Origin of the sequence: Brevundimonas sp. Leaf168, from assembly GCF_001423685.1 — a bacterium.
GTDB classification, from domain to species: Bacteria; Pseudomonadota; Alphaproteobacteria; order Caulobacterales; family Caulobacteraceae; genus Brevundimonas; species Brevundimonas vesicularis_C.
The window spans coordinates 327634-354157 of record NZ_LMOY01000007.1; the positions used below are offsets into that span (position 1 = coordinate 327634).

The following is a 26524-nucleotide window of genomic DNA, read 5'->3' on the forward strand; positions in this document are numbered from 1 at the left end:
TCGACCGAGCGGACGTGACCATTGTGTGGCGTCCGGCCCGTTTAGCCCCGACCCGTCCGCCCGTCATCTGACAGGCGCGTCATAAGGGTTAACAGCAGGTTACTCGGACGCCGTCCGCCGCGCGTTCGGATCGACCGCGACAGAGACCGGGGCGCCGACGCTGATGATGACGCCCTCGTGGCCTTCCTTGGCGATGGAATAGGTGGCGGCGTCCTTCAGCAGTTGCTCCTCGCACTGGCGATCGCCCGCCCGGCCCAGTTCGGCGCAGCCGCGCTTGGCCGCGTCGGTCCAGCCCAGGACGCGGCGCGTCGCCGCCTCGGCCCGCTTGATCGCCGCCTCGTCTTCTGCAGCGGCCTGCGCGATCAGGGCCTGGCGCGCGCCCTGCTGGTATTGCAGCTCGGCCTGGCCCGCCATCTTGCGTTCCCAGACCTTGTAATAGGGACAGCCCACCAGCCCGCCGCCGATCAGCAGCACGAACAGCAGGATCGTGACGATCACCGCGCTGGCGGACATCTTGTAGGTTTCTGCGGCCATGACGTTTTCCCCCTCGTTGGCGCGATCCTAGTCGGCGGCCCCGCTGGCCGCCAGCCACGGCGTGACCTTCTCGACCAGACCCTTCGACGGCCGTCGCGGCCGCCCGTCCAGATGGATGCACACCGCCGTCACCTCGGCCCGGCACAACACCTCGCCGGCTCGCTCCACGCTCTGGCGGATGATCAGCCGCACGCCCTTCACCTGCTCGTAGACGGTGCGCACCACCAGGGCGTCGTCGATCCGCGCGGGCTTGAGATATTTGATGTTCAGCTCCGACACCACGAAGGCCAGCGGCTCGGCCTCTTCCAGCAGATCGGCGTGCCCCACCCCGATGGCGCGCAGGAAATCGGACCGCCCTCGCTCGAAATAGCGCACATAGTTGGCGTGATAGACAAGGCCGGTGAAATCGGTGTCCTCATAATAGACGCGTACCGGCAACAGGTGATCGCGCCCCTCGAAACGGCCGGCGGTGGGTTGGTCGGAGATTGCGGTCACTGAAACCTCGTGCGTCGTGCAGACGCCATAGCCAGTCCGATCGCGACAAGCCATCCGATCACGGGCGAAGCGCCATATCCCATTACTGGCGCCGGATAGGCGCCCAGCAGATTGGCCGCCGACAGACCGACCCAGAACCCTGCCATGGCCAAACCGGCGGCGGCTCCGACGCCCCGCGCTCGCCATCCCATCCAAAACAACGGAGCCGACAGCACGACCAACGCCAGGCCCGCCGCCACACCGAGGATCGGCGAAACAACCCAGACCGTCGGTACGACATCCTCGACATAGTGAACGCGCGGCAGGGCCTGCGAACGCGTCAGGCTCCAGAGCCCCAAAATCCAGGACAGGGCCGCCAGCGGCGCCAGCGTCTTCCACGACCCTCTCGCCGCCGTCAGCAGCCCGGTCGTTCCCACCGCGAAGGCCAGACTGACGGCTCCGTCGAAGCCGAGGCCGAACGTCAGGATCGTCAGGGCCGCGACGCCTGCCGTCCACATATCGTCTGCATCCTGCGCCACGAGCCAGAGCAGCGGGGCGCCCAGCAGCGAAGCGGGGTGGATCAGAACCGGCCCCAGCGCCAGCCAGCGATGCGCGCCCTGCATCTCCACGCCCATCGTCAGCATCAGGACGGCGACGACCAGGATCGCCGCCGCCGAGATCAACCTCGGGCCCCGGCCCGGCCGCGCCATCCGCGACACAGCCCAAAGCGCCACAGCCCCGATCAGGAACGCCACGCCCTGGACCGCGACCGACGCCGTCCCTGCCCCGGCCGCCCGGATCGCCAGCAGGCTGATCGCCGCTGTCGCCGTGATCTGTGCGATCAGGGCGAGTGCTGGCCCATTCAACCGACGACGGATCACTGCCGGCGGTTCGGCGCAGCCATGAAACCAGGGCAGTAGCTTTGGCGCATTTCGCGGAACTCGGTCGGCAGGGGGTCGTCGCTGAAAAGGATGCGGTTGGGGATGGAGACGAAGCCCACCGCTGGCCCGCCGGCGACGCGCCCGACATAGCCGCACACCGACCGCCTTTCGCCGTTCTCGGCGTAGCGCAGCTCGGCGCCGCGACCCGCCTGGGTGCGGATCTGGCGCATCACCCGCGCATCGGCCGCCTCGGGCGACGGGGTATTCGACGGCTGCATCAGCATCCAGACGCCGACCGCGCACAGGGCCAGAACCAGCGCCGCCGCGATTATCAGGCGCTGCTGAAGCGGGCTGCGATGGCGCATCACCCTCATGCGGCGGGCGCTTCCAGGGTGAAGTCCAGCGGCGTGTCGGCGGCGGGCAGGCAGGTCCGATCCACCGGCTCTGACGGATCACGCAGGAAATCGCGCGCCATCTTGCGCGTGCAGGGGCTGGCGTTGATGACGCCGTGGGTCGCGTTGGTGACGATCACCACCTGGCTGTTCGCATAGCCCTTGGCGGCGGCCTCGGTCAGCGGCGGCGGGCACCCGGGATCGATCTCGGCGGCGACGAACAGGGTCGGGATGTCGGTCCGGACCGGCAGGTTCTCGATCGGCAGCGCGGGCCGCTCGCCCACCGCCGCGCAGACGTCGAACAGCCGCGACAGCGACGGGACCAGCACCTCGGCCACCGGATCGCCCGCCGCCCCCGCCGCCAGCCGCGCCTTGGACTCGAACGGCAGTTCTTCCTTGCACAGATGGGCCATGTGCTGACCCTCGAAATAATAGGTGCGGTCCTCGGCGATCTCGGCGACCGGCGTCAGGTCGCCGGCGATGATCTTGTCCAGATCGACCGGCAGGCTGCGCACCCCCGTCGCGCTATAGGTCGTGTCCATCAAGAACGCCGACAGGTCATCGACGGTGAAGGTGCGCCCGTCCTTGCCCGTCACCGGACCGGCCAGCCATTTGCGCGCCTCGGCCTCGAACCGCGCCTGAAGGTCCGGATGCTGCGCCGCGCAGGCCGCCTGGGCCGCGCATTTGGCTAGGATGATCTTCACCGCCGCCGACACCTGTTCGGGCGTTCCGACGGCCCAGTTGCCCTCGGGCGGCCAGGGGCTGTCCATCACGGCGGCGCGCACGATCTGGGGCTGGTGGGTGATGACCGCCGCCTCGATGCGCGGCCCGTACGATCCGCCCCACAGGTCGATCTTGGTCAGACCCAGGGCCTGGGCCATGTCCTTCACATCGTCGGCGATGGCGGCGGCGTTGTACTGGTTCAGGTCGACCCCTTGCGCCTGATAGCCCTTCAGACAGGCGATCAGCCCGTCGCGGTCCTTGTCGGACGGCGGCCCCGCATCGGTCAGTTCGACGCCCGGACAGTCCATCGACGGGTTGCTCGCGCCGCCGCCGCGCTGGTCGAACAGGATCACGTCCTGATCCACCGCAAAGGCCTCCGGATTGCGACGAAGCGCCGCCAGCATCCGTCCCGCTCCCGGCGTCAGGGCCCCGCCCGGTCCGCCGTGGAACATCACCATTGGCGGCAGCGCCTGGCCTGCGGCGTTCTTGTAGGGCGCGCTGGCCTTGAAGATAACCACCGCGATGTCGATGCGCCGATCGCTGACCGAGCCGTCGCGCGCCTCGTCCACCGTCAGGGTCCCGCACCGCACCTCGCGCAGGCCCGTCGGCCAATCACTGGGACAGGCCTTGTCGGTGAAGACAGGGGCCGCCGCTCGCGCAGGCGGCGCCAGACCGGTCAGGCCGGCCGCAAACGCCATCACGGCCAGGGTGCGCAGGATCATGGGACGACGGCTCCGGTTCGCCCCCAGCAAACCCCCGCCCGCCCCGCTTGGCAACGCCTATTCGAACAGGTCGCCGGGCACGGGTCCGGCGGAGGGTTGCGTCGGCGCGCTGAGGCCCAGATGCGCATAGGCCTTGGCGCAGGCCATGCGGCCGCGCGGGGTGCGCATGATGAAGCCCTGTTGCAGCAGATAGGGTTCGATCACGTCCTCGACCGCGTCGCGCGCCTCGGCGATGGCGGCCGCCAAGGTGTCCATCCCGACCGGCCCGCCGCCATAGTTCTCGATCAGCGCCTTCAGGAACCGTCGGTCCAGGCTGTCCAGCCCGGCCTCGTCCACCTCCAGCCGCGCCAGCGCCCGCGCCGCCACCAGTTTCGAGATCGTCTCCGCCCCCTCGGCCGAGGCGAAATCCCGCACCCGGCGCAGCAGACGCCCGGCGATGCGCGGCGTGCCGCGCGCCCGCGACGCGATCTCGCGCGCGCCCGCCTCGTCGATGGCTACGCCCATTTTGCGCGCCGTGCCGCGCACCACCGCCGTCAGTTCGTCGGGGGTGTAGAACTCCAGCCGCAGCGGAATGCCGAACCGGTCCCTCAGCGGCGTAGCCAACAGGCCCGCCCGCGTCGTCGCCCCCACCAGCGTGAACGGTGCCAGGTCGATCCGCACCGAACGCGCCGACGGCCCCTCGCCGATGATCAGGTCCAGCACATGATCCTCCATGGCCGGATACAGGATCTCCTCGACCTGGGGGCTTAAGCGGTGAATCTCGTCGATGAACAGGACGTCGCGCGGCTCGAGGTTGGTCAGGATCGCCGCCAGATCGCCCGCCTTGGCCAGGATCGGCCCGGAGGTCGCCCGGAACCCCACGCCCAGCTCGCGCGACACGATCTGCGCCAGCGTCGTCTTGCCCAGTCCCGGCGGTCCGAACAGCAGCACATGGTCCAGCGCCTCGGCCCGCCCGCGCGCCGCATCGATGAAGACCTTCAGATTGCCCTTGGCCTGCGACTGGCCGACGAACTCCGACAACGTCTGCGGCCGCAGCGCGCGGTCGAAGGATTCGCCGGTCTCGGCCTCGGGGGAGATGACGCGGGTCATGTCGATGCGGCTCTCATCGGCCCAACTCCTGCAGCGCCGCGCGGATCACCGCCGACAGCTCCGCCTCTTCGCCCAGACGGATCAAGGCTTGATCCACGGCCCGGCGCGCATTGACCTCGGCGACGCCCAGCCCAAGCAGGGCGGACACGGCCTCGCCGGTGATCGAGGGAACGGGCGTTGCGATCTCGACGTGCATGCCGGGTGCGACGGGCGCAAAGCTGGCGTCGCCCAAGGCCTTGCCTTTCAACTCGGTGACGATCCGCAGCGCCAGCTTCGGCCCCACGCCGTTGGCCCGCGCCACCGCCGCCTTGTCCTCGCGCGCCACCGCCGACGCCAGTTCGCCGGGCGGCAGAACGTCCAGCACCGCCAGCGCCGCCTTGGGCCCCACGCCCTGAATAGCCAGCAGGGTCGTGAAGGCCCGCCGCTCGTCGCGCGTCAGAAATCCATACAGGCGCGGCCCCGCATCCTCGCTCCACTGCGAATGGACATGCACCGTCGCCTCGTCGCCCGGCGCCGGCAGCCGCCCCAGCGTCCGCGCCCCGCACGACACGACATAGCCCACGCCCGCGCAGTCGATCAGGCATTCCGCCTCGCCGACCTCGGCCAGCACGCCTCTCAACCGCCCGATCACGCCGCCCCCCGGTGCATCGCTTCCAGCAGGGATCGCTTCCGGAGTTGCGCATGGGTGATCGCAACCGCCAGGGCGTCGGCCGCATCCGCCTTCACGTCGCCCGCGGTCGGCAGCAGCCGTTTGACCATGAAGGCGATCTGGCTCTTGTCCGCATGGCCCGCGCCCACCACCGCCTTCTTGATCAGGTTCGGCGAATATTCCGCCACCGTCAGGCCCGCCTTGGCCGGCGCCAGCATCACCGCCGCCCGCGCATGACCCAGCTTCAGCGTCGAGGACGGGTTCACATTGACGAACACCTCTTCCACCGCCGCCTCCTCGCAGCCGTGGTCGGCGCAGATCGTTCCCAGCGCCTCGAACAGATGCAGCAGCCGCTCGCTGAACGGCGCGGTCTCGGGCGGGGCCACCACGCCGTGCGCCACCCACCTCAGGCGCGCGCCATCCGACACGACGATCCCCCATCCGGTGCGTCGCAGGCCGGGGTCCAAGCCGATGATTCTGACAGGTTCGTTCGCCATCCGTTCCCCTCATGCCGCAAAGAGGGTTATCGGGCAATGAACGGTTTCAGTCGTCGCGCGGGTCCAGGCTGTAGGCGACCACGCCGGGTATGGCGCACAGCTGTTCCGCCAGCCGCTTCAGCTGGCTTTCCTCGGCAGCCTTCAATCGCCAGGTCCGTCGAATGGTCTGTCCATCGATCAGCTCGAACCGGTCGTGTCGCGCGTCCGCATCGATGGCTTTCAGCGCCGCCTCGATCGCCGGCTCCGGCGACGCCTCGCGCCGTTCCCAGCACACTTCGGCGTCCACCACCGTGCGCGCGGGCAAACGCCCGCTGATCAGCCTCAAGCCGATCAGGATCAGCGCCGTGACCACCGTCGCCGCCGTCCCCAGCGCATAGAGGCCTGCCCCAAACAGAATGCCGATCGCCGAGGTGATCCACAGCGACGCCGCCGTAGTCAGCCCGTGGATCGAAAAGCCGGTGCGGAAGATCACGCCTGCGCACAGGAACCCGATCCCCGTCAGCACGCCGTGCGCCATCCGCGTCGGGTCTGTGACGATGTTCTCGTCGGGCAGGGCGCGGAACGCCCAATCGGCCTGCGACATGGCCGCCAGCATCAGCAAGGCCGACGCCAGGCTAACCAGGATATGCGTTCTCAGGCCCGCCGCCCGGCCCCGCCATTCGCGCTCGAAGCCGATGACCCCGCCCGCGATCACCGCGCCGAGGATCGGCAGGACGGCGCCTTCCAGACTACCCAGATTCATCCGCGCTCAACGATGGGGCGAGCGCGGATGTTCCTTGGACGGACGATGCTGCGACATCGTGGTCGCAGCGTCCGCCTCAGCCGTGCTTTTCGATATAGGTCTCGGGGTCCTTGTTCACCGGCTTTACGCCGGTGATGTACTCGGCCTCGAAGGCGGCGAACTTCACCGCCAGCTCATGGCGCGTCTCGACGTCGGCGTTCATGCGGAAGTCGGTCAGCCCCTGCCGCTCTTCCTCGCCCATGTGTTTGGAGTTGACGACGTTCGCCTCGCCCACGGCGTCGAACCAGGCCTTGGTCCCGACCTTGTGCTTTTCGACCGCCTTGACCGCGTCGCGCAGCTTGTTGTGGTCCTCTATGGCGTCTTCGGTCTCGCCCTCGACCGTGCCATCCTCGGCGTCGTTGGCGCCCTCGCCCTGCTTCAGCAGCTCGGGATAGAAGAACCGTTCCTCGGCCTCGGCGTGCACATCCAGGAACGCCGACAACCGCGACCAGACGGCGCTCAGCGCATCGGTGTCCTTGGGGTCGATCTGTTCGATGATCGCAAACAGCCGACGCTGTTCGGCATGGTCGTCGAGGATCAGCTGAGTGATGTCCATAGGGGGCTCCAGGCGTAACGGTGAAGCCTCGTTACGCCCGGCGCACGACCCGGTTCCGTGCGAACGACTCGCGTGCGTTCGGGATCAGCCCGCGTACTTGGCCGCGTCCTCGTCGGAGATGTCCTCGTTCGAATAGACCGCCGACACGTCGTCCTCGGCGTCCAGCGCATCCAGCAGCTTGAACAGTGTGCCGACGGCCTCACCGGTCACCGGCACTTCGGACTGCGGCTTCCACACGATGGCGGTGGACTTGGGATCGCCCAGCACCTTGGACATGGCCTCGGCGACGTCGTTGAGATCCTCGAAGGCGGTCCAGATCGTGTGGCCCGGCGCATCCTCATAGATGTCGGGCTTGACCAGGTCGCTCTCGACGTCCTGGGCGCCGGCCTCGATGGCGGCCTCCATGACGGCGTCTTCCGAACCGGCCTCGGCGGCGTAGGTGATCTTGCCCACCTTGTCCCACATGAAGGCGACCGAGTTCATCTCGCTCAGGGCGCCGCCGTTCTTCTTGAAGGCCGCGCCGATGTTGGACGCCGCGCGATTGCGGTTGTCGGTCAGGGCCTCGACGATGATGCCCACGCCGCCCGGACCCCGGCCCTCGTAGCGGACCTCTTCCATCGTATCGACGTCGCCGCCGGCGGCCTTGTTGATGGCGCGCTGGATCACGTCCTTGGGCAGGCTTTCGGCCTTGGCGTTGTTGACCGCCAGGCGCAGACGCGGGTTCGCCGCCGGATCCGGCAGGCCCGACTTGGCCGCCACGGTGATGTCGCGCGACAGTTTGGAGAACAGTTTGGAGCGCTGCGCATCGGCGCGCCCCTTGCGGTGCATGATGTTCTTGAATTTCGAGTGGCCGGCCATGGGATCGTCTTTGAGCGTTCTGAACCTGAGCCGCGCCTCCTAAACGAAGAGCGGCATCCTGTCACGATACGCCGATCGGGGGCGACAGGGGTGGAACCTGTACCGTTTGGGCGTATTGATCCGGGCAAGACAGACGGAGCGTAAAGCCATGACCGCAGACGACACCATCTATGAAGCCGAAGGCTATATGGACGAGGACCTGCACGAGGCCGACATTGTCGAGTGGTACGAAGCCCGCCCGGTCACCGTCTCCACCGCCGTCGCCACCGGCGCCATCGTCACCGCCTTCACCCTGGGCGCCCTGACCGCCGTCGGCGCCCTGTTCCTGATCGGCCGTCTGGACGACTAAGGCGCTAGACGCTCAAGCGTAAGGCCAAGGCCGCCAGGGCGACGCCCAGGACCGGCAGGGTGAGCACCACGCCCACCTTGAAATAATAGCCCCACCCGATCTTCACGCCCTTCCGCGCCAGGACGTGCAGCCACAGCAATGTGGCCAATGAGCCGATGGGCGTCATTTTCGGCCCCAGGTCGCTGCCGATGACGTTGGCGTAGATCATCGCCTCCCTCGCCGCGCCCGTCGCGCCCGAGGCGTCAATCGACAGGGCGCCGATCAGGACTGTCGGCATATTGTTGGCGATGGCCGACAGAAAGGCGGTCAGGAACCCGGTTCCGAAGGCCGCGCCCCAGACCCCGCCTTGCGAGAATCCGTCCAGCAGGCCCGCGATCTGGCGTGTCAGACCCGCGTTGCCCAGCCCATAGACGACCAGATACATCCCCAAAGAGAAGATCACGACCTGCCACGGCGCCTCGCGCAGCACCTTCGTCGTGCTGATGACCGCGCCGCGCCCCGCCACGAACAGCAGGACGACCGCCCCCGTCGCGGCGACGGCGGACACCGGCACCCCGCGCGGCTCAAGAACGAAGAAGCCGATCAGCAGAAACGCCAGGATGATCCAGCCCCAGAGGAAGGTCGCCCGGTCCTTGATCGCGCTGGACGGCGCGGCTAACCGTTCGACGTCATAGGCCTTGGGAATGTTGCGCCCGAACACCGCGAATAGCACGATCAGCGTCGCCGCGATGCTCGCCAGGTTCACCGGCGCCATGACCGCCGCATAGCGGTCGAAGCCGATGTCGAAGAAGTCGGCCGAGACGATATTGACTAGGTTGGACACCACCAGCGACAGGCTGGCCGCATCCGCGATGAAGCCCGCCGCCATCACGAAGGCCAGCGTCGCCTTGGGGCCATAGCCGAGCGCCAGCAGCATGGCGATGACAATGGGCGTCAGGATCAGCGCCGCCCCGTCGTTGGCGAAGACCGCCGACACCGCCGCGCCCAGCAGGACGAACAGGACGAACAGCCGGCGCCCATGGCCGCCGCCCCATCGCCCGACATGCAGCGCCGCCCATTCGAAGAAGCCCGCCTCGTCCAGCAACAGGCTGATGATGATGATCGCGACGAAGGTCGCCGTGGCGTTCCAGACGATGTCCCAGACCACGGGGATGTCGGCCAGGGTGACGACGCCCAGCAACAGCGCCGCCGCCGCACCGCCCATCGCGCTCCAGCCGATCTGCAGGCCCTTCGGCTGCCAGATCACCAGGGTGATGGTGACCGCGAAGATCAGAAAGGCGACGATCATGGGCGGCTCCATCTCGGCCGACCGACGACCGCAGAGCCCCCTCTAGATTGCACGAAACCATATTTCCAGTATCTTGGAATAATGGAATCCGAACCCGCCATTCTCGCGCTCGCCGCCCTGGCGCAATCCACGCGACTGGACGCCTTTCGGCTGCTGGTCCGCCATGCGCCGGACGGCCTGCCAGCCGGAGGGATCGCCGACCGGCTCGCCGTTCCGACCAATACGATGTCGGCGCATCTGGGCGTGCTGTCGCGGGCCGGACTGATCGCGTCCCAGAGGCGCAGTCGGTCGATCATCTACCGGGCCGATCTGGATCGACTGGGCGAGGTCGTGCTGTTCCTGCTCAAGGACTGCTGCCAGGGCCGCGCCGAGCTTTGCCAACCCTTGCTGGCCGAACTGGCCCCCTGCTGCGACTGAGGCCAATGGACGTCGTCATCTATCACAACCCCGCCTGCGGCACGTCGCGCAACACCCTGGCCCTGATCCGCCACGTCGGGATCGAACCGCATGTGATCGAGTATCTGAAGACCCCGCCCAGCCGCGCGTTGGTAGCCCAACTGGTCGAGCGGATGGGTGGATCGGTGCGCGATATTCTGCGCGAAAAGGGCACACCCTACGCCCACCTCGGTCTGGACGACACAAGCCTGTCTGACGACCAGCTGCTGGACGCCATCGCGGCGCACCCGATCCTGATGAACCGCCCCATCGTCGTCTCGCCCCTGGGGGTGAAGCTGTGCCGCCCGTCCGAGACGGTTCTGGACCTGCTGCCGGACCATCTCGCCAAGCCCTTCGTCAAGGAAGACGGCCAAGTCATTCTCGACGCCTAGGGGCGGGCGCGAGGTCTATGACGCGCGTTGCCCGTCCAGCCAGTCCAGACGGCTGAGCTGCAGGCTGATCGCCAGTTCGATGCGAGGACGCTCGATCGCGTCGAGAGACACCACATACTGACGCAGGGCGGCGATTTCCGCCTCCACCGTGCGCCTCAGGGCCGCCATTGCCTCAGCCTTTCGGACAGGCGGCAGGCGCTCCCACATGCCTGAGCGCAGGCGGAAGGGGTCCAGACCGACGCTGGCGGCGCGCTCGGCGTCGCAGATCCAGTCTTCCATCACCGCGACTCCCTGCGGCGTCAGGGACAGAAGAACCGTGCCCCGGCCCGAGCCCGTCTCGGCCGCGTCGATCACGCCACGATCCGTCAATCGTTGAATGGCCGGATAGACGGCGCCCGCGCTGCCCCTCCATTCCAGAGACATCGACTCTTGGAACGCCTTGCGGACCTTGAAGGCGGTCGAGGCGCCGCGATGATGGATTTCCGAAAGGATGGCGCCTTCCAGCTCCGTCAGGCTTCCTTGCCGATTGTTCATTTGACCCGATCCGACTCAATAGTCCTAATCGGACTATCGACGTCCATGGAGGAATGCATGATCCGGTCCCTGTTCAAACGCGCCATGGCGGCGTCCTGCCTGGCCGGGGTCAGCCTATCGGCTGGCCTCGCTGCGGCGCAAGCCGCACCCGTCGCTCAAGCGACCCCTCAGGCGACCGCGTCGGCGCCGGCGGCCGCTGTGGCCCGCATCCCGCTCTATGTCTCGGACGGCCGGGCGCTTCTGATGATGCGGATCAACGGCGGCCATCCTGCGCCCGTCGTCTTCGACACCGGCACCAACGGCAATCTGATCTACAAGTCCTACGCCGACGACATCGGCATGCCGAATGTGGGACCGTCCCAGTCCAGAGACGGCAGCACGGGTCTGATGGTGCCCGGCTATACGACCAGCCTGAAGGGCGTGACCCTGGGCGGCTATGCGATCACCGAGGGCCCCGCCACCGTCTTCGAGTTCAGGGACGAGGACGAAGTCGGCATCTTCGGTCCCAACAGTTTCCCCGGAAAACTGGTCGAGATGAACCTGGCGAAAGGCGAGCTGCGCATCATGGCGCCCGATGCGCCCCAGCGCCCCGAAGGCCCAGGACACGCCTATTCCGACGACGAACGACTGCCGGTCGTAGCATTGGACCTGCCGGGCGCCTCGGTCGAGGCGACACTGGACACCGGCAACGACAGCGCCTTCCTGTTGCCGCTGTCTCTGGTCAATCAGATCAAGCTGAAGGGCGAGCCGCGCAAGATCGGCATCGCGACCTCGGCCGCCGGAACCCAGCCGGTGTACGAGGCCCAGGCCGATGGTCCGGTCAAGGTCGGCGGCGTCGTGGTCGACAGCCCCAAGCTTCGCTTCATCGAGGGCGGAACCCCCAATGTCGGCCTGCCCATGATGCGCAAGTTCAGGTTCGTCTTCGACCCCACCAACGAACGCACCTGGGTCCTGGCGGGCGACTGACGTTCAGGGCGGTCCGATGTCGTCAGGCGTCGGACCGTTCTGGCGTCTGCGGGATACGGTCCGTCAACAGCTTCAGGACCTTGGCGGTGATGGCCAGTTCCTCGTCCGTCACGCCCGCCAGCAGTCGGGTGCGGTCTTCGCGCGCGACGCGATCGGAGGCGTTCAGCGCCTCCAGCCCCTTGGGTTCGAGCCGGATCAGATTGGCCCGTCCGTCGCCGCAAAACGGATGGCGCGACACCAGCCCCTCTTCGATCGACAGCTTGATGCGGCGTGACAGCGAGGCCTCCGATATCCGAAGGATCGCCGCCAACTCCGCCTGCGTCAGCCCCTTGGGCTTGGACGCCAGAACATACAGGTGCGCGCGCTGCGCCGCCGTATAGCCTCGGCCGCGAAACAGCGCATTGGCCCGCGTGATCCACGCCCGGGCCACGAAGGCGATGCGCATGGACACGACCAGTTCCAGGCTTCCGCGCGGATCGTCCCCGGTCGTCGATGCATCCGCCTCCGTAAGGCTCAGATAGAAGGCGTCATCGAGATCGGCGGGGTCGGAAGGCATTGGCATCACGCAAACAGGCGCTGGATTTCAGGCGAAGGGCGACAGCCTACCCCGCGCGCAGGTTCTCCACCACGCTTCTCAGCCGCGCCGGCAGCGGCTTGGGCCGGCGGGTTTCGGCATCGACATAGACGTGGACGAAATGGCCGATGGCGGCGGGAACATCCACGCTGCGCTTGAAGACCGCAAAGCCGTAGGTGACGCTGGAGGTGCCGATCGCATCGACCTTGATCCCGACCTCGATCACATCGGGGAACTTCAGCGACGAGGTGTAGCGACAGCCCGAATCCACCACCAGGCCGATGGACTCGTCCAGCGCATTGGCGATCAGCAGATGGGCGTTCACCGCCGAGTCGACGAACTCATAGAATTTGGCGTTGTTGATATGGCCGTATTGATCGTTGTCGGCCCAGCGGGTGGAGACCATGTGAAAGGCCTTGTAGGTCGCCCGTTGCGCCAGCGCGCCCTCGTCTCGTTTCGGCATCGTCGTCTCCCTCGGCGACGCGAACCGTCGCTCTCGATCCCGACGCTCTAGCTTGGACGACGTTAGGTCAAGCGACTATCGGTAACAGTCTGATCACGAACGCGCTCAAGAAGCGGCCGACCGCGTCGGCGGCGTTAGCGCAAGAATGAGCTTGACCACATGATCCTCATGACTCGCGCCGCCGTCCTGTCTGACATGGGCGCCGCCCGCCCCTATGCCGATAGCCGCCCCCTGTCGGTCCAGACCGTCACGCTGGACCCGCCCGGCCCCGGCGAGGTGCTGGTCGCGATCAAGGCCGCCGGCCTGTGCCACTCGGACCTGTCGGTCATCAACGGCGACCGCCCCCGCCCCCTGCCCATGGCCCTGGGGCACGAGGCGGCGGGCTTGGTCGAGGCGCTGGGGGATGGCGTCACCGATCTCGCCATCGGCGATCACGTCGTCATGGTCTTCATGCCGTCGTGCGGCCACTGCAACCCGTGCGCCGGCGGCCGTCCCGCCCTGTGCGAGCCGGGCGCCGCCGCCAACGGCCGGGGCGAGCTGTTGTCCGGTGCCCGCCGCATCTTCCGCGAGGGCGAGCCGGTCAACCACCACCTCGGCTGCTCCGCCTTCGCCGAGCGGGCCGTCGTCTCACGCCGCTCCCTGGTCAAGATCGATCCCGACCTGTCGTTCGAAGAGGCGGCCCTGTTCGGCTGCGCCGTCCTGACCGGCGTCGGGGCCGTGGTGAACACAGCCGGCGTCAAGGCGGGCCAGAGCGTCGTCGTCATCGGCCTGGGCGGCGTGGGTCTGGCCAGCGTGCTGGGCGCCCTGGCCTCGGGCGCCAGCCCCGTCGTCGCCGTCGATCTGTCCGAGGACAAGCTGGCCCTCGCCCGCACCCTCGGCGCGGTCGAAACCGTCAACGCCGCCGACCCCGATGCGGTCGATCAGGTCCGCGCCCTGACGAACGGCGGCGCCGACTTCGCCTTCGAAATGGCCGGCTCGGTCCGGGCGCTGGAGGCGGCGTGGAAGATGACCAAACGCGGCGGAACCACCGTCACCGCCGGCCTGCCGCCGCCCGATGCGGCGCTGGCCGTCAACGTCGTCTCCCTGGTCGGCGAAGAGCGCACGCTGAAGGGTTCTTACATCGGAACCTGCGTCCCCAGCCGCGACATCCCCCGCTACGTCGCCCTGTATCGCCAGGGCCGCCTGCCGGTGGATCGCCTGATGAGCGGCGTCATTCCCCTGGATGACATCAACACCGGCTTCGACCGCCTCCACGCCGGCGAGGTCGTGCGACTGATCGTCAGACCCTGACGACACTGTAATCCCGCCGCCCGGTTTCGGCCGCAAATCCGCAGACCAATGTCCACTCAAGCTTCAGCGGAGATCTCCCATGCGCCCGTCTCGCCTGTCCTGCGCCGCCGCGATGTCGGCCGTCGTCCTCGCCTTCGCCGTTCCGGCCCTGGCGCAGGAGACCTCGCCTCAAAACAACGCGGAAATGGCGGCCATCTTCGCCGCCGACCAGGCCGCAAGGCAGAACCTGACGCCGGACTTTTTCAAAGACCGCGCCCGCGTCACAGAAATGCTCGCCGCCGACGCCGCGCGCCGGGTCCAGACCCGCGCCCTGCTGGACGCCGGCGCGCTTAGCACCGGCGAGGACTACCGCGCCGCCGCCTTCGTCTTCCAGCACGGCTCCACGCCCGAGGATTATCTGCTGGCCCATAGCCTGGCCGTCGCCGCCGTGGCCAAAGGCTCGCCCGAAGGCGCCTGGATCGCCGCCGCGACGCTGGATCGCTATCTGCAGATGACCGAAAAGCCGCAGATCTACGGCACCCAGACCCGCAAGACCCGCGACGCCCCCGCCACCCTCGAACCCTACGACCGCGCCCTGATCCCCGACAGCCTGCGCGCCGTCTTCGGCGTCCCGCCCCAGTCGGAGCAGGACGCGCGTCTCGCGGCCGTCAACGCCGCGGCGGAGGCCGCGGCGTCCAAGCCCTGATCGCTCAGTTCGCCGCCGGCTTCGGCGGGGCGTTCTTCACATACTGGTCCAGCCAGCGGGTCATCTCCCACAGGGTGTGGCCCACCGATTCCCGCGCGCGGTATCCGTGCGCCTCCAATGGCAGGGTGACATAACGCGCCGTCGCGCCCAGCCCCTTCAGCGCCGCATAGAAGCGCTCGGACTGGACCGGGAAGGTGCCCGAATTGTCGTCCGCCTCGCCGTGGATCAGCAGGATCGGCTCGTTCAGCTTGTTCGCATAGGTGAAGGGCGACATCTCGGTATAGACCTCGGTCGCCTCCCAATAGTTCCTCTGCTCAGCCTGGAAGCCGAACGGCGTCAGGGTGCGGTTATAGGCCCCCGACCGCGCGATCCCGGTCCGGAACAGATCGCTGTGCGCCAAGAGGTTCGCCGTCATGAAGGCGCCGTAGCTGTGCCCCCCGACGGCGATCCGGTCGCGGTCCGCCACGCCCATGCTGACCACCGCATCGACCGCGGCCTTCGCGTCGGCGACCAACTGCTCGACATAGGTGTCGTTCGGCTCGGCCCCGTCCTTGCCGATGATGGGCATGGAGGGGTTGTCGAAGATCGCATAGCCCTGGGTCAGCAGGAACAGATGGCTGGACCCGCCGGGCCGTACGAACCTGTTCTGTACGTCCACCGTCTGGCCCGCCACCGCCGCATCGGTGAACTCGGCCGGATAGGCCCACATCAGCATCGGCAGCGGCCCGTCGCGGTCCTTGTCGTAACCAGCCGGCAGATACAACGTCCCCGACAGCTTGACCCCGTCGGCCCGCTCATAAGTCACCAGTTGCCGCGTCGCCTCGGCCAGCTGCGGCGCCGGATCGGGGAAGTTGGTCAGCCGCGTCGTCTGGCCCGTCGTCAGATCGCGGATCTGCAGATTGGGCGGATCCAGCCGCGTCTCGCGCTGCGTCACCACCCGCTTGCCGTCCGCATCCAGGAAGCCGACCACCGCCTCGTAGTCCGTATTGGCCGAGGTCCACAGCCGTTCGCTGCGTCCCGTCGCCGGGTCCATCGCGGCCAGGAAGGGGAACTCGCCCTGCGGAGTCGCCCCGGCGCCTGACATCAGGATGCGCCCCTGCGGATCGAAGCGGATCACCGAACGGCCCTGCGCATTCGGCTGGGTCACCGGCTGGCCCGGATTGTCGTAGCGCGCCTGATAGTTCCGCTCCAGCAACACCCGGCCCTCGCCGGGGTTGGACGGATCCACCACGAAGCGCGTCTCATGCCGGGTGTTGAACCAGCGGCTGTTGACGATGGCCAGGTCGTTCCGGCCCCAGACGACGCCGCCATACCGTTCCTTCAGGTCGATCAACTTGACGGGCTCGCTCGTGAACGGCGCGGCCTGCATGAAGACCCGGTCCCGGAACTCGGCCGCCTTGCGGATGTCCCCGCCGTCCAGCGCCTCGACCCAGGTCAGGGTCGCCGGCGCATCCGCCCGCCACTCGACCGAGCGCGGCCCCGGCGCCACGGCGTCGAAGGCGGTCGGCACATCGTCCCTCAGCGGCAGGTCGGCGACCGTGCGCACCACGCGACCGTTCAGATCCGTCACCACGATCTCGGTCGGGAACAGGTCGTCCGGCACCGCATAGGAGTAGGGCCGCTTGGCGATCTCATGCAGGATGTATTTTCCGTCCGGCGACACCGACGCATCCAGATAGACCGCCGGCGCCCCGATCGTCCGGGCACGGCCGTTCAGCGGAACCAGCGTCAGCTGGCTGGTGAAATAATGGTCGAACAGGGCCTCGTCGCCGGGGTTCGACAACAGGTCCTGATAGGTCCGTACCGGCGCGACCCGCCCGGCCGTCTCCTCGATGTTCGGCCCCGTGGGCGCCGCCGTCACGTCCGGCGCCGGACCGCGTCCCGCCGGCACCGCCTCGACCAGCAGGCCCGAACTGTCGGGCAGCCACTCATAACCCGTCCCGCCCGTCATATTGACCACCGGATCGGTCAGCTTGCGCGCCCGCGCCGAGGCCACGTCCACCACCCACAGCTCCAGCCCCGTCGGCCGGTCCAGCACGAAGGCCAGCGACTTGGCGTCCGGCGAGAAACGCGGCGCCGTGAACCGCGCGCCGTCGGGCAGGGCCACGACGCGAGGTTGCCCGCCATCCACCGTCTGCAGGCTCAGACCCGTCAGCCACGCCACCCGGCTTTCGGCCGCGCCATTGTTCCTCGGATTGATCCGCGTCCCCGCCAACCGCAGCATCGGCTCGGCCAGGGCCTTGATGCTGGGCAGATTGGACCGGTCCATCAACACCAGCGTCCGCCGATCCGGGCTCAGCATCGAGGACGGCGTCGGCTTGGCGTCCAGGATGTCCGCGATCGGCGCCGGCGGCTGCTGATAGACCATCGGTCCCGCAGAAAGCGCCGCGTTCTGGGCCCCCGCATTTTGGGCCAACGCCCCACCCGCCACGCCGCTCAGCAGCACCGCCGCCAGAACCAGCCCAACCCCACGTCCACGCATCATCATCGTCTGAAGTCCCCACAAATCCCGAACCCCAGACCTAACCCTGCCCGCACACCGGCGCCAACCCGTTTTGGGTCAGGCAGTCATTAGGTCGCTGGCGGGATCAGACGACGATTTCCCCGAACGCCGGTTCGATCCCGCGCGTCGTCTCCAACCGCAGAACATAGGCGCCGGGCCTGAGCATCACGGTCCCCCGCGCCTGGCCCGCCTCCAACAGAAAGTGGTCGGCCGGGATGACCATGCCTTCCTGCATATGCAGCGCTTGCAAAAGGGCCGGGCCTTCAAAAGCCGGGATCGAGACTTCGACCGCCTTTCGCAGGGGGTCAGCCGCCAGCCAGCCCGGCCGTCCAGCCACGCGATCCAGTCTCGGATGAAAGACGCTCAGGTCCACTCGACCTTCGAAATCGCTGTTGGCGAAGGCGATCCCGTTGCGCGACACAACGATAGGCGCGGTCGGCTGGAAGCGCTTCAAGACAGCGGCGACATGAGGCGCGTCCGCTTGCGGCCGCGTTGCAGGCCAGTTCCAGGACTGCTCGATGGTCAGGGGATCGATGTCGGTCAGCGCCTTTAGCCGGGCGGCGAACCACAGGCCGCCGCGCCCTTCAAGCTCCATGGCATGACTGTAGCCGCATAAGACGAAGATTCGCGCATCCGGTCGGCCCTTCAGCACCGCCTCGACCAGATTGTCGGCCTGCGCCGCTTCTCGCGCGGCTATCTGCTCGTCACCTGACGCCGTCGCTGGCGGCCTTTGGTCCCACCGCCATTCGTAATCCGCGAAGGTGTAACCGAGCTCCGCCGCCTCCCTTACGGCCTCCGCATAAACCGGATCGGCGATGTAGTATCCGAAACCGGAATGCAACGGATCTCCCCGCCTGTATCTGCGTATGCTAGGGGCCGCCTCTCGCTGTGGTTGAAGGAAGGTCTCGGCGGCGAAGGTGTCGAAACCCAGCGGCCTCAAAGCCCGCATGACGCGCGTCGCGAAACCGCGATGGCCCGATATGTTGTGGGCCTCGTTGAGTATGACGATTTGCCTATCTGTCGCGGCTTCAACGATGGCGGACAGGGCATCGCGGCTCTCGGCGTCCGACAGGTCTGGCAAGTCGGCGTCGGCCGGCCGATCCTTTTCATCGCCGCCGATCGCCGTTGCCTCGTCGCCAAGGAAGGCGGCATACTGCGCCAGAAAGCCTCCGGCGGCCGGACGGCCTGCAGCCGCCTGCGCCTTCAGCTCGAGATACTGCGGCAGATACCGCCCTTCGACCATGAATTGCTGCTCGGCGCTCAATGGCGTCTGCGACCAAGCAGGTCGCACAGCCAGCGCGCCCGTCGCAACGGCCGCCAGCCCTAATCCTCGTCGTGTCAGCATTCATCCCTCCGTCACGACACAAATCATGAGTTGCGTCGGGCGAAAGTGTGGCGCGTTCACCCCTTCAGCAACTGCTCCACCTGATCGCGCTCCGGCGCTGAGGGCTGCGCGCCCGGGCGGGTCGCGGCGAAGGCTCCGGCGGCGCAGGCGAAGCGAAGGGCCTCGGCCGGGTCCATGCCTTCCAGCAAAGCCACCGTGATGGCGGCGACGAAGGCGTCGCCCGCGCCCGTCGCATCGACCGCCTCGACGGCCGGCGGGGTCGCCCAGGCCATTTCGACGCCGCGCTGATACATGGCCGCGCCCCGCGCGCCCTTGGTGACGACGACCCGCCCCCCGCCCCGGTGCAGGCCGTCGCCATAGAAGGCCGCCTCGGTCTCGTTGACGACGATCAGGTCGGCGCGGCGCAGCAGCAGTTCCGACACCGGCGCGGCGGGCGCCAGATTGGCGCAGACGAAGCCCGTCGCCCGGCCCACCGCCGCCTCCACCGTCTCGATCGGCAGCTCCAGTTGCACGATCAGCGCGCCCTCGATCCGCTGCGGCAGCTGTTCAGGGGTGACCATGTGGTTGGCGCCGGCCGCGACCACGATCTGGTTCTCGCCGGTTGGATCGACGGCGATCAGGGCGACGCCCGTCGGGGCCGCCACATCCACCTCCACTCCCGCCAGATCGACGCCCAGATCCTCCATCAGGGCCAGGGCCTCGCCGGCCATGGCGTCATTGCCGACCCGCCCGATCAGGCTGGCCTCGGCTCCCAGTTTCTCGGCCGCCAGCGCCTGATTGGCGCCCTTGCCGCCGGGATGCCGCGCCAGGGTCGCCCCCGTCACCGTCTCGCCCGGCGCCGGCAGCTGGGGCGCCGTGGCCACCAGATCCAGGTTGATCGAGCCGACGACAGTGATCCTCATGCGGCGGCCTCCAGCGCCTGAGCCTGCAGCTTGGCGACGATCAGGTCGAACACCCCTTGCGCGTCCGCCGCGACCGCCCAGCGATGCCGCGCCGTCGCCGGATCGATCCGGAACTCCACCGCCGTATGGCCGCGCGTCAGGTCCGAACCCGTCTCCACCTCGATCCGGCAGGGCTTCGTCTCGAACAGGTCGGGCTTGATCAGCCAAGCGATGGGACACGGGTCATGCAAGGGGGCTGCATCCCAGCCCACGATCTCGCGCTCCACCCGCTGCGAGAACCGCAGCGTTGACGCCGCCGCCCGCGCGGCCTCGCTGTCGATGGACTCTATCGCCACGATCCGGGCCTCGGTCGCGCGCACCTGATGGGTCGCGTCCAGGCCGAAGGCGACCACCTGACACCCCGATCCGAACACCACCGCCGCCGCATCCGGATCGGCCCAGATGTTGAACTCGGCCGATGCGGTGGCATTGCCGCCTTCCGACCGCGCCCCGCCCATAACGACCACCGGCCCCAGTCGCTCGGCCAGCCGCCGATCACGCCGCATCGCCAGCGCCAGATTGGTCATCGGCCCCAGGACGGCGATGGCGACCGAGCCTTCCGGCCGGCTCATCACCAGATCGACGATGGCGTTGGCGGCCGGTCCGTCGCCGACGATCCCCGTCGGTTCGAACGGCTCCAGATCGCCCAGACCCTCGACGCCGTGAAACTCGCCCGCGCCCGCCGGCGGACGTTTCAGCGGCCGCTCGGCCCCGCCGAACACCGGCACGTCCTCGCGCCCGGCGATCTGGCGGATGATGCGCGCATTGCGCTGGGTTTTGGCGCCGGGGACATTGCCACCGACCGTGGTGACGGCCAGCAGCTCCAGCTCGGGCGCGGCGAAGGCCAGAAACAGCGCCACGGCGTCGTCCACGCCGGGGTCGCAATCGATGATCAGGGACTGAATAGACACCGCCCATGACTAGGCAGGCCGGCCGCGCGGAGCAAGCCGCAACCGCGCCTCACACCTGACAGGCCTCCACGGAGGCCTGGGCCAGCACCTCGGCCGAATCCGTCAGGGGGACCGGCGCATCCTCGGCCCTCAGCAGCAGCGGCACCTCGGTGCAGCCGGCGATCAGCCCATGCGCGCCCGCATCCGCCAGGCCTTGAGCCAGCCGCGACATCCCTGCCCGCGCCCCCTCGCCGACATCGCCGCGCTTGACCCCATAGACCAGGCCCATGAAGGCCTCGCGGTCCGCCCCCTCCAGCAGCATCGGCTCCACCCCGCGCGCCGCCAGCGCCTGCGTGTAAAGCCGCTCGCCCCCCGGCGTCGCCAGCACCCCGATCCGCTTCACTCCAGAAGCCGCCGCCGCATCCGCCGTCGCCGCGATCATGTCGATGAAGCGCAGACCCTTCGCCTCGCACGCCGCGCGGATGCCGCCCGCCTGGGCATGGGCGGTGTTGCAGGGCATGGCGATCACCTCGGCCCCGGCCGCCGCCAGCCCCTCGGCCATCTGTCCCAGCACCACCTCGGCCTCGCCCGGCCGGGTGTTGCGATCGGGCACCTGGGGGTTCAGGTCCATCACCACCCGGATGTGATCAGCGTCGCCTTCCGCCGGCGTCAGCGCCTGCACCCGTGCCAAGAACGCCACCGTCGCCGCCGGTCCCATGCCGCCGATCACGCCCAGAACCTTGCTCATCGCATCACGCCCCATCCCACGACCGCGGCGGCGGCCAGAACTGCCGGCACGGCGTAGCGGCTCTTCCAGGCCCACGCCACCGCCAGGGCGCCCGCAAAGATCGCTGCAGCCGCCGCCATCGACGGCGCCCGCTGCAAGGTCGCCCAGCCCAGCTCCACGCTGGTCGCGGCGATGATCCCCACGACAGCGGCGGCGACCCCGCCCAGAACATCGTGCAGCCGCCGGTCCTCGACCACCGCATCTAGCCGCTCATAGAAGATCATCGAAAAGGCGAAGGCGGGCGCGAACACCCCGGCCGTCATCGCCAGCGCCCCGCCCCAGCCCGCGACCACGAAGCCGACGAAGGTGCAAAAGATCACCAGCGGCGCCGGGATCACCCCCGCAAAGGCGATCCCGTCCAGAAACGCCCCATCGTCGATCAGCCCGCGCCCCACCGTATCGGCGCGCACATAGGGAATGGCAGTATAGGCGCCGCCGAACGTCAGCAGCCCCGCCTTCAGCCCCGTCCAGAACATCGCGACCCAGCCGACGTCGCCCGCCGGCCCAGCCGTTTGTCCAAACACCGGCCCGCCATCCCCCAGCCCGTGCATCGCCAAGGCTGTGACGACCGCCAGCACCACGACCCCGACGGCCAGGCCGACCCGCCCGGCCCGAACCAGCACATAGGCCGCCCCGCCCGCCGCCAGCACGATCCAGAACGCCGCACCCGCCAGGGTCGCCACAAAGCCGACGACGGCGACGGCCCACAGCCAGCGATCCTCCAAGATATGCGATCCGATCTTGCAGACGGCGCGCGCGATCACGGCGACCACAGCCGCCTGAACCCCCACGAACGCCCCGGCCAGCAGGTCCACGACCGGCGACAGCGCCACATAGGCCCAGCCGATCCCCAGCATCAGGATCAGCCCCGGCAGCATGAAGCCCAGGCCCGCCAGCAGACCGCCGATCCGCCCCCGCGCCCGCATGCCCATATGCACGCACAGCTCGTGCGCCTCCGGCCCCGGCAGGACCTGCAGCACCGCCAGCAGCCGGTTGAACCGCGCGCTGGACATCCAACGGTCCTGATCGACCAGCTCGCGCCGGATCATCGCGATCTGCGCTACCGGCCCGCCAAACGCCAGCAGCCCGAACCGCAAGAACCGCAAAAACACCGCCGCCAAAGACAGCGCCGGCGGGACAGGTTCGATCTCGCGCCCCGTCACCCGCCGCCCCCGTCTTCACCGCCTCGAGCCCTCGCGATCCGATAGGGCCCCGCACGCATCGCCAGCGGCCGTCCCTTCCAGCTCAATCGCACCGCGCCCTCGTTCACAAGGGCGTCCACCGCGGCGTGAACCTGTGGCATCGCCTCGCGCCACGCGCCGCCCTCGCCCGCGACCACCCGCGCGACCTCGCTGGGGCAGACGGTGGCGTCCTCGGACCGGGCGGCCAGAAGCGCCAGCGCCGCCTCGCGGGGGTCCATGACGCGCGCCGCCTCTACAGCGCGCCTTCGATCTCGGTCTGATAGCCGAACAGCCCCTGCGCCCCGCCGGTGTGCAGGAACACCACCGTCTCGCCCTTGAACCGGCCGGCGCGCGCCAGGGCGACCAGCCCCTTCATCGCCTTGCCGGAATAGACCGGGTCCAGCACGATCCCGTCCAGACGCGCGGCCAGGGTCAAGGCGTCGATCACCCCCTGGTCGATCAGGCCATAGCCCTCGCCCACATAGTCGCAGTCGGCGACGACCTGCTCGCGCGTCACCCGTCCCGGCTGCCCCAGCAGGGCGGCCGTCTCCTCGGCCAGTTTGAAGACGTTCGCCTCCTGCCTCTCCTTGGGCGCCCGCACCCCGATGCCCAGCACGGGAATGTCCGCCCCCATGACCGCCAGCCCGGCGACCAGGCCCGCGTGGGTGCCCGCGCTGCCCGTCGCCGTCACGATGCGGTGGACCTCCAGATCCATCTCATCGGCCTGGATCACGATCTCGCGCGCGCAATCGACATAGCCCAAAGCACCCGTAGGGTTCGATCCGCCGCCGGGAATGACATAGGGCTTGCCGCCCCGCGCCCGCACCTCGGCCGCCGTCTTCTCCAGCTCGGCGACCATGTCCGTCCCGCCCGGCACGGTGCGCAGGGTCGCGCCGAACAGCCGGTCCAGCAGCACGTTGCCGTTGCCGACATAGTCCGTCGCCTTGGACCCCGTCCGCTCTTCCAGAATGATCTCGCACGCCAGACCGTGGGCCGCCGCCGCCGCCGCCGTCTGGCGCACATGGTTCGACTGCACCGCCCCTTGCGTCACCAGGGTGTCGGCGTCTTCTTCGAACGCCGCGCCCAGCAGGAACTCCAGCTTGCGGGTCTTGTTGCCGCCGCCGGCCAGGCCGGTGCAGTCGTCGCGCTTGATCCACAGATCCAGGCCCAGCTCTTCCGACAGGCGGGGCAGCGGCTCCAGCGGCGTCGGCAGATGGGCCAGGCGGATGCGGGCGAAACGGGCGAGATGCATGGGACGGTTTCCTGTTCGCCGCCTTGATAGCCCGCGCCCGTGACATTCAAAAGCGCCGGACCCAAGCTGGCGGCCCCTACGCTCCGCCCTCGACCTCAGCCCGGCGCGCCGGCCTCGGCCACACGCGTCGGCGCGACGAAGGCGGCGTCGCACAGGGCCTGGGCGAAGGCGTGGGACGTGACCGCCTGGCGATCCATCAAGGCGTTCAGCACCCCGGCCCCCGCATCCACCGTCACGACCAGCGGATAACGCCCGACCACCTGACCACCCTGCGCCGGATCGCGCAGTTCCGCCGTCGCCCGCATCCGGTGTTCGGCGCGATCGCCGGCCAGAATGGCCAGGCGCGGCGCCCGGCTCAGCGCCTCGACCTGGATGCTCAGGTTCAGCCGATGCCGGCCGCCGGCGCACAGCCCCATTTCGTTCAGCACCTCGTCGTTGAAGGTGTCGGCGAAGTCGTCCTCGGCGTCCAGCCAGCCGGTCGTGGTTGTGACGCTGCCGATCCGCGCCTGCTCGGCCATGGAGGGCGACAGGGCCATCGGCGCGCCGCCGACATCCACCGAGGCGCAGGCCGTCAAGCCCGCGCACGCCAGAACCGCGATCACGGCGGTCGTCTTGATCTGTTTCATCGTTCCCTCTCCCTAGAGCTGACACCAAGCTTGGCTGCGAATGAACGCCGCCTGAACGTCGTTCGACAAGTGGTCCGGAGCTAAGCCGGCGTCCAAGCGTTGCCGCCGCATGACCGCCGCCGCGCCCCCTTTGGATCTGCAACGCGAGCGCGCCTATGTCCGCGATCTGGGGCGCGCCTTCGCCGGCGCCCTGGTGTTCAACATCCCGCTGTTGATGACGATGGAGATGTGGGCGCAGGGCGTGATCATGGACCGCTGGCGGTTGCTGACCTTCATCGTCGCCGGCCTGCCGCTGCTTTACGGCCTGGCCTATTACGCCGGCTTCTCCAAGCGACGTGGGCCGGTCAACGATGCGCTGGACACCGCCGTGGCCCTGGCGGTCGGCTTCATCACCGCCTCGGTGCTGCTGATCCTGTTCGGCGTCGTCGAATGGGACGCGCCGCCGCGCGAGGGCCTGGGCATGGTCGCGCTTCAGGCCATTCCCGGCGCCATGGGCGCGCTTCTGGCCCGGCGTCAGCTCAGCGGGGACGGCGGGGGCGACACCGATGAAGATCAGGCCTCCTATTTCGGAGAACTGTTCCTGATGGCGGCCGGAGCCCTGTTCTTCGCGCTGAACGTCGCCCCGACCGAGGAGATGATCCTGATCGCCTACAAGGCCACGCCCGCCCACATCCTGGCCCTGATCGCCGTCTCCATCCTTCTGCTCCACCTGATCGTCTTCAAGGCGGGCTTCGCCGGTCAGGAAGAGGCCGATCATCCGCTCAAGGCCTTCCTGCATTTCACCTTGCCCGGCTATGCCATCGCCCTGGCCGTCAGCCTGTTCACCCTGTTCCTGTTCGGGCGCACCGACGGCCATGCCGTCGCCGGCGTGGTCCAGACCATGGTCGTCCTGGGCTTCCCCGCCGCCATCGGCGCCGCCGCCGCCCGTCTGTTGGTCTGACCCCATGCCCACGAAGAAGAAGCCCGCCGCGTCGACCCGCCCTCTGTTGCAATGGGGCATGGCCTTGCTCGGCGCCGTCATCACCCTGACCGCCATCGGCATCGTGGTGTGGGAGGCGCTCCAGCCCACAGCCCCGCCCGCGCTCAGCGCCCGCATCGTCGCCGTGGACGTCACGACCGCAGGCCAGGTCGCGACCGTCCGTGTCCAGAACGACGGCGACGACACCGCCGCCGCAGTGGATATCGAAGGGGTTCTGGGCGACCAGACCGCGACCGCCAGCCTGGACTACGTCCCCGGCCACGGCCACGCCAAGGCCTACCTCCGCTTCGACGCCGATCCGCGCGCGGCGGCCGTCTCGGTCAAGGGCTGGTCGGCGCCCTAGAGGGCGTTCAGGCCGCCTGGGCCAGCACCGCGTCCTGCATCCGCTCGACCGTCTGCTGGGGCGCGCCGGCGCCGTCCACCGTGGCCCGCAGCGTCTCTTCCAGCGCCGGGGTCACGCGCACGCTGGCCATGGCCCAGCCGGAAAAGCCGCGCGCCGGGATCGGCTTGCGCTCGATCACCACCACCTCGTCATGACGCGGATCGCCCGCCAGCCGCGTCATCAGCCGGTCCAGATCCTGCGCCGCGCCCTCCAGCACCTGCAGGAACCGCCCGTCGTGGATCAGCAGCGCGCCGGTCAGGCCGTCGCGCGCATTGTTCCGCTGCGAGGTGGCCAGGATGTCCACCTGCATCATAAGGCTGTCGGCATTGCCCCGCGCGCGGCTGGTGTAGAGGACGCGTTCCAGGTTCAGGCTCATATCCTCGTTTCACTCCGCCGACGCCGGCATCCGGCCCAAGCTTTGCGCATAGCCCAATAAATCCGCCGCGCCTACAAGGACTTATGTGCGGTTTCGGACAACTCGACATCCGCCGCGACGCGGGTTAGCC

The 26524-nt window shown here is 68.6% G+C and carries 33 protein-coding genes; 8 read left to right on the forward strand and 25 right to left on the reverse strand.

What is annotated here, in order from left to right; all coding sequences use genetic code 11:
• Positions 1–99: 99 nt before the first annotated feature.
• The 11 genes from ASF81_RS06490 to ASF81_RS06540 form a co-directional block, all read right to left on the reverse strand.
• A complete protein-coding gene (locus tag ASF81_RS06490; RefSeq protein ID WP_045809702.1) occupies positions 100–534 on the reverse strand; it encodes a hypothetical protein in 435 nt (144 codons plus the stop codon).
• Positions 535–561: 27 nt separating this feature from the next.
• The gene (gene ybgC, locus ASF81_RS06495; protein WP_055806993.1) at positions 562–1020 is read right to left on the reverse strand and encodes a tol-pal system-associated acyl-CoA thioesterase; all 459 of its coding nucleotides are present in this window, start codon (positions 1018–1020) and stop codon (positions 562–564) included.
• A gap of 5 nt (positions 1021–1025) precedes the next feature.
• The gene (locus ASF81_RS06500) at positions 1026–1889 is read right to left on the reverse strand and encodes a hypothetical protein (RefSeq protein WP_055806478.1); all 864 of its coding nucleotides are present in this window, start codon (positions 1887–1889) and stop codon (positions 1026–1028) included.
• On the reverse strand, positions 1886–2254 hold the full coding sequence (locus tag ASF81_RS06505) for a hypothetical protein (protein WP_055806482.1): 369 nt from the start codon (positions 2252–2254) through the stop codon (positions 1886–1888). Before ASF81_RS06505 ends, ASF81_RS06500 begins: the two co-directional genes overlap by 4 nt.
• A 5-nt stretch (positions 2255–2259) precedes the next feature.
• Positions 2260–3726 carry an alpha/beta hydrolase gene (locus ASF81_RS06510; RefSeq protein WP_055806486.1) on the reverse strand — a complete coding sequence of 489 codons (1467 nt, stop codon included), beginning with the start codon at positions 3724–3726 and terminating at the stop codon, positions 2260–2262.
• Positions 3727–3783: 57 nt separating this feature from the next.
• Positions 3784–4815 (reverse strand): Holliday junction branch migration DNA helicase RuvB, encoded by a 1032-nt coding sequence (ruvB, locus tag ASF81_RS06515; protein WP_055806489.1) that lies wholly within the window; start codon positions 4813–4815, stop codon positions 3784–3786.
• A gap of 13 nt (positions 4816–4828) precedes the next feature.
• Positions 4829–5446: a Holliday junction branch migration protein RuvA gene (gene ruvA / locus ASF81_RS06520; RefSeq protein ID WP_055806492.1), complete on the reverse strand. Its 618-nt coding sequence runs from the start codon at positions 5444–5446 to the stop codon at positions 4829–4831.
• A complete protein-coding gene (gene ruvC, locus ASF81_RS06525; protein ID WP_055806494.1) occupies positions 5443–5961 on the reverse strand; it encodes a crossover junction endodeoxyribonuclease RuvC in 519 nt (172 codons plus the stop codon). Before ruvC ends, ruvA begins: the two co-directional genes overlap by 4 nt.
• Before the next feature lie 46 nt (positions 5962–6007).
• Complete coding sequence (locus ASF81_RS06530; protein ID WP_055806497.1) at positions 6008–6703, reverse strand: MgtC/SapB family protein; 696 nt, start codon at positions 6701–6703, stop codon at positions 6008–6010.
• A 76-nt stretch (positions 6704–6779) separates the two neighbouring features.
• Positions 6780–7298, reverse strand: a complete 519-nt coding sequence (locus tag ASF81_RS06535; protein ID WP_055753938.1) for a hemerythrin domain-containing protein — start codon at positions 7296–7298, stop codon at positions 6780–6782.
• An 84-nt stretch (positions 7299–7382) separates the two neighbouring features.
• The gene (locus ASF81_RS06540) at positions 7383–8156 is read right to left on the reverse strand and encodes a YebC/PmpR family DNA-binding transcriptional regulator (protein ID WP_055753937.1); all 774 of its coding nucleotides are present in this window, start codon (positions 8154–8156) and stop codon (positions 7383–7385) included.
• A 148-nt stretch (positions 8157–8304) separates the two neighbouring features.
• Between ASF81_RS06540 and ASF81_RS06545 the strand changes: the two genes are divergently transcribed.
• A complete protein-coding gene (locus ASF81_RS06545; protein WP_055753936.1) occupies positions 8305–8505 on the forward strand; it encodes a hypothetical protein in 201 nt (66 codons plus the stop codon).
• 4 nt (positions 8506–8509) lie between these two features.
• Here the strand turns inward: ASF81_RS06545 and ASF81_RS06550 are convergent, their stop codons facing one another.
• Positions 8510–9793, reverse strand: a complete 1284-nt coding sequence (locus tag ASF81_RS06550; protein ID WP_055806996.1) for an arsenic transporter — start codon at positions 9791–9793, stop codon at positions 8510–8512.
• Between the two features lie 81 nt (positions 9794–9874).
• Between ASF81_RS06550 and ASF81_RS06555 the strand changes: the two genes are divergently transcribed.
• Together ASF81_RS06555 and arsC are read left to right on the forward strand one after the other, a co-directional pair.
• The gene (locus tag ASF81_RS06555) at positions 9875–10210 is read left to right on the forward strand and encodes a helix-turn-helix transcriptional regulator (protein WP_055806501.1); all 336 of its coding nucleotides are present in this window, start codon (positions 9875–9877) and stop codon (positions 10208–10210) included.
• A gap of 5 nt (positions 10211–10215) precedes the next feature.
• Positions 10216–10620, forward strand: a complete 405-nt coding sequence (arsC, locus tag ASF81_RS06560; RefSeq protein ID WP_055806504.1) for an arsenate reductase (glutaredoxin) — start codon at positions 10216–10218, stop codon at positions 10618–10620.
• 15 nt (positions 10621–10635) lie between these two features.
• Here the strand turns inward: arsC and ASF81_RS06565 are convergent, their stop codons facing one another.
• Positions 10636–11154, reverse strand: coding sequence for a PadR family transcriptional regulator (locus ASF81_RS06565; RefSeq protein ID WP_055806509.1), 519 nt, complete (start codon positions 11152–11154; stop codon positions 10636–10638).
• A 57-nt stretch (positions 11155–11211) separates the two neighbouring features.
• On the opposite strand from ASF81_RS06565, the gene ASF81_RS06570 reads away from it, so the two are divergent.
• Complete coding sequence (locus ASF81_RS06570; protein ID WP_162237578.1) at positions 11212–12120, forward strand: retropepsin-like aspartic protease; 909 nt, start codon at positions 11212–11214, stop codon at positions 12118–12120.
• Between the two features lie 22 nt (positions 12121–12142).
• Here the strand turns inward: ASF81_RS06570 and ASF81_RS06575 are convergent, their stop codons facing one another.
• Positions 12143–12676: a MarR family winged helix-turn-helix transcriptional regulator gene (locus tag ASF81_RS06575; protein WP_055806515.1), complete on the reverse strand. Its 534-nt coding sequence runs from the start codon at positions 12674–12676 to the stop codon at positions 12143–12145.
• Positions 12677–12722: 46 nt separating this feature from the next.
• Positions 12723–13157 carry a thioesterase family protein gene (locus tag ASF81_RS06580; protein WP_055806518.1) on the reverse strand — a complete coding sequence of 145 codons (435 nt, stop codon included), beginning with the start codon at positions 13155–13157 and terminating at the stop codon, positions 12723–12725.
• Positions 13158–13316: 159 nt separating this feature from the next.
• Between ASF81_RS06580 and ASF81_RS06585 the strand changes: the two genes are divergently transcribed.
• Together ASF81_RS06585 and ASF81_RS06590 are read left to right on the forward strand one after the other, a co-directional pair.
• The gene (locus ASF81_RS06585; RefSeq protein WP_055806523.1) at positions 13317–14447 is read left to right on the forward strand and encodes a zinc-dependent alcohol dehydrogenase family protein; all 1131 of its coding nucleotides are present in this window, start codon (positions 13317–13319) and stop codon (positions 14445–14447) included.
• 79 nt (positions 14448–14526) lie between these two features.
• Entirely contained in the window at positions 14527–15132 is a 606-nt protein-coding gene (locus ASF81_RS06590; RefSeq protein WP_055806526.1) for a hypothetical protein, read from the forward strand.
• Positions 15133–15136: 4 nt separating this feature from the next.
• Here the strand turns inward: ASF81_RS06590 and ASF81_RS06595 are convergent, their stop codons facing one another.
• The 9 genes from ASF81_RS06595 to ASF81_RS06635 all read right to left on the reverse strand — a co-directional run bounded on the left by ASF81_RS06595 (position 15137) and on the right by ASF81_RS06635 (position 24657).
• On the reverse strand, positions 15137–17620 hold the full coding sequence (locus ASF81_RS06595; RefSeq protein WP_200932898.1) for a S9 family peptidase: 2484 nt from the start codon (positions 17618–17620) through the stop codon (positions 15137–15139).
• Between the two features lie 100 nt (positions 17621–17720).
• A complete protein-coding gene (locus ASF81_RS06600) occupies positions 17721–18980 on the reverse strand; it encodes a hypothetical protein (protein ID WP_055806528.1) in 1260 nt (419 codons plus the stop codon).
• A gap of 56 nt (positions 18981–19036) precedes the next feature.
• Positions 19037–19882 (reverse strand): ribokinase, encoded by an 846-nt coding sequence (locus ASF81_RS06605; RefSeq protein ID WP_055806532.1) that lies wholly within the window; start codon positions 19880–19882, stop codon positions 19037–19039.
• Entirely contained in the window at positions 19879–20832 is a 954-nt protein-coding gene (locus ASF81_RS06610; protein WP_055806535.1) for a nucleoside hydrolase, read from the reverse strand. The genes ASF81_RS06605 and ASF81_RS06610 overlap by 4 nt, the downstream gene beginning before the upstream one ends.
• A gap of 49 nt (positions 20833–20881) precedes the next feature.
• Complete coding sequence (locus ASF81_RS06615) at positions 20882–21559, reverse strand: aspartate/glutamate racemase family protein (RefSeq protein ID WP_055806538.1); 678 nt, start codon at positions 21557–21559, stop codon at positions 20882–20884.
• Complete coding sequence (gene chrA, locus ASF81_RS06620) at positions 21556–22761, reverse strand: chromate efflux transporter (RefSeq protein ID WP_200932899.1); 1206 nt, start codon at positions 22759–22761, stop codon at positions 21556–21558. Before chrA ends, ASF81_RS06615 begins: the two co-directional genes overlap by 4 nt.
• A complete protein-coding gene (locus ASF81_RS06625; protein ID WP_055806543.1) occupies positions 22758–23018 on the reverse strand; it encodes a DUF3253 domain-containing protein in 261 nt (86 codons plus the stop codon). Before ASF81_RS06625 ends, chrA begins: the two co-directional genes overlap by 4 nt.
• A 14-nt stretch (positions 23019–23032) precedes the next feature.
• On the reverse strand, positions 23033–24031 hold the full coding sequence (locus tag ASF81_RS06630) for a D-cysteine desulfhydrase (protein WP_055806546.1): 999 nt from the start codon (positions 24029–24031) through the stop codon (positions 23033–23035).
• Between the two features lie 95 nt (positions 24032–24126).
• A complete protein-coding gene (locus ASF81_RS06635; protein ID WP_055806548.1) occupies positions 24127–24657 on the reverse strand; it encodes a hypothetical protein in 531 nt (176 codons plus the stop codon).
• 109 nt (positions 24658–24766) lie between these two features.
• Between ASF81_RS06635 and ASF81_RS06640 the strand changes: the two genes are divergently transcribed.
• Together ASF81_RS06640 and ASF81_RS06645 are read left to right on the forward strand one after the other, a co-directional pair.
• Complete coding sequence (locus tag ASF81_RS06640; protein ID WP_055806551.1) at positions 24767–25597, forward strand: TIGR02587 family membrane protein; 831 nt, start codon at positions 24767–24769, stop codon at positions 25595–25597.
• A 4-nt stretch (positions 25598–25601) separates the two neighbouring features.
• A complete protein-coding gene (locus ASF81_RS06645) occupies positions 25602–25979 on the forward strand; it encodes a hypothetical protein (protein WP_055806553.1) in 378 nt (125 codons plus the stop codon).
• Positions 25980–25986: 7 nt separating this feature from the next.
• Here ASF81_RS06645 and ASF81_RS06650 read toward each other — a convergent pair whose 3' ends face one another.
• Positions 25987–26394: a BLUF domain-containing protein gene (locus tag ASF81_RS06650; RefSeq protein WP_055806555.1), complete on the reverse strand. Its 408-nt coding sequence runs from the start codon at positions 26392–26394 to the stop codon at positions 25987–25989.
• Positions 26395–26524: the final 130 nt, after the last annotated feature.